Source organism: Moorena sp. SIO3B2 (assembly GCF_010692525.1).
Taxonomy (GTDB): domain Bacteria; phylum Cyanobacteriota; class Cyanobacteriia; order Cyanobacteriales; family Coleofasciculaceae; genus Moorena; species Moorena producens.
This window is the reverse complement of sequence record NZ_JAAHHE010000779.1, coordinates 1-1,825: the sequence shown is the minus strand read 5'-3', so window position 1 is coordinate 1,825 and position 1,825 is coordinate 1. Positions and strand designations below refer to the sequence as shown.

The 1,825-nt window shown below is 41.8% G+C and carries 2 protein-coding genes; both read left to right on the top strand.

The annotated features are described in order from the left end of the window. The first annotated feature begins 8 nt into the window (after positions 1 to 8). Positions 9 to 719 (top strand): PHP domain-containing protein, encoded by a 711-nt coding sequence (locus tag F6K38_RS40960; protein ID WP_287360562.1) that lies wholly within the window; start codon positions 9 to 11, stop codon positions 717 to 719. Between the two features lie 753 nt (positions 720 to 1,472). Further along, a partial coding sequence (locus F6K38_RS40955) for a hypothetical protein (RefSeq protein WP_287360561.1) occupies positions 1,473 to 1,825 on the top strand: 353 nt, incomplete at its 3' end.

Genomic DNA, 1,825 nt, shown 5'->3' with positions numbered 1-1,825 from the left:
AAGTATCTATGGTAGTCAATATTGCTCAAGGGTCTGCTTCACCTAAGATAGCAGCAAAAAATCAACAAGCTCTCCGGCAAGTGTGGGAAACGATTGAGCCTGATAGCTGTCCCTATCGCTACAATTTCCATATGCACACCATTTACTCTGATGGTCGGCTCAAACCGGAAGAGTTGATTAAGCAGGCAATGACCATTGGTCTCAAGGGACTTGCCATCACCGATCACCACTCCGTTGCTGGTTATCAAGTTGCTCAAGCTTGCATAGAAAAATGGCAGCAGGAGTCATCTTTCTGTGATTCATTACCCCACTTCTGGACTGGTGTCGAAATTACCGCCAACCTCCTTAATGATGACGTTCATATCCTTGGCTATGCTTTTGAGCCAGAACATCCTAGTTTAAAGCGCTATTTCACTGGAACCGCACCGACCGGTAATGATGCTGAGGCTGGTGCAGTGATTGATGCTATCCATCAGGCCGGTGGTTTAGCAGTGTTGGCTCATCCAGCCCGTTACCGCAAGTCAGCAGATGAGTTAATTACTGCTATAGCCAACTTAGGCATTGATGGTGTTGAAACTTACTATGCCTACACTAATCCTGAACCCTGGGAACCTAGTCCAAAACAAACTAAGCTTGTGTTGCAGTTGAGTGCTACCTACAATCTATTTAATACCTGTGGCACTGATACTCATGGGTTAAGCTTGCTCAAGCGTATTTGAAACGGAAATCTATTTTGACTTCTGTGGTTGTAGTTGGTATCACTAAACAACAACTTCAGCCGTAAACTGGTATACATTTAGCGATACATTCACAAGTGTCATCTGAGATATAGTTATCATCTCAGAGGTTGACTGGTTACGGCTGGTTTTTTTTCAAGGCTGCGCTATCTTTGGTAAGAAATTAGCGCCAGATTCCTGGCGTTGTCAACGCTATTCCCTGTTTTAGCGGAGTTCGATATCAGGGATTAGCTAGCTTAGGCCGTGGGAGAAATGCGATGCTCCTTGGCCTTGGCCAAAAGGCCACGCTACGCGAATGGGCCACGCTACGGGAACAGTCACGCTACGGGAACGCAAAAGCAGCAGAATAAAGCATAAAAACTTTCCACTAGACATCTCCAGAAACTCGGTTTTGACCCAGGCAGTGCAAGGGTTTGAGGTTAATTTTTGGAGATGTCTACTGATATAACTGATATATTCGATACATACAATAGTTAATTCATTAACGTCTATTAATTGACTGTTATCCCAGATTGATAAGACTGTTAGGATCAAAACTATGACTCCCTCCAGATTTTGAGTGCATCTCAGTTTTGCCAAAATACCAAAATCATGATACTTAGTAGGGGAAGTATAGTTTAGGAGAACGACCCTAAGATTCTTTATTTACGCTGTGCTTACCTAAATTGGTTCTAGATCTATGAGGTTTTTACAAAGATTAAATGTACCCTCGGAGACTGACAGAATAGGTAGATTATGGATATAGTCGTTATTCTAGCTTATTTTAATTTTTCAAAAAGTAAATCCAGGTATATTGCTCTTGTCAAAGCACTAGCTTACTTAAGGAAGCAAAAAGTTGATATAATCCTGGTTTGTTATGGCTTAGATACTGACAGTATTGTTTCCTCGCAGAATCTGACAATAATCAAGATTCCCTCGGCTTCCGTCATTTGGCAAAAAGAAAGGTTCTATAACGTAGCGTTATCCTATTTGAATGAAAAGCATCAATATGTTGTTTGGGCTGATGCAGATCTCGTTTTTACTAACAAGGGTTGGCAAGAACAATTAAAAGAGAAACTGGAAAGCTACCGACTGGTTCAGATCTTCAA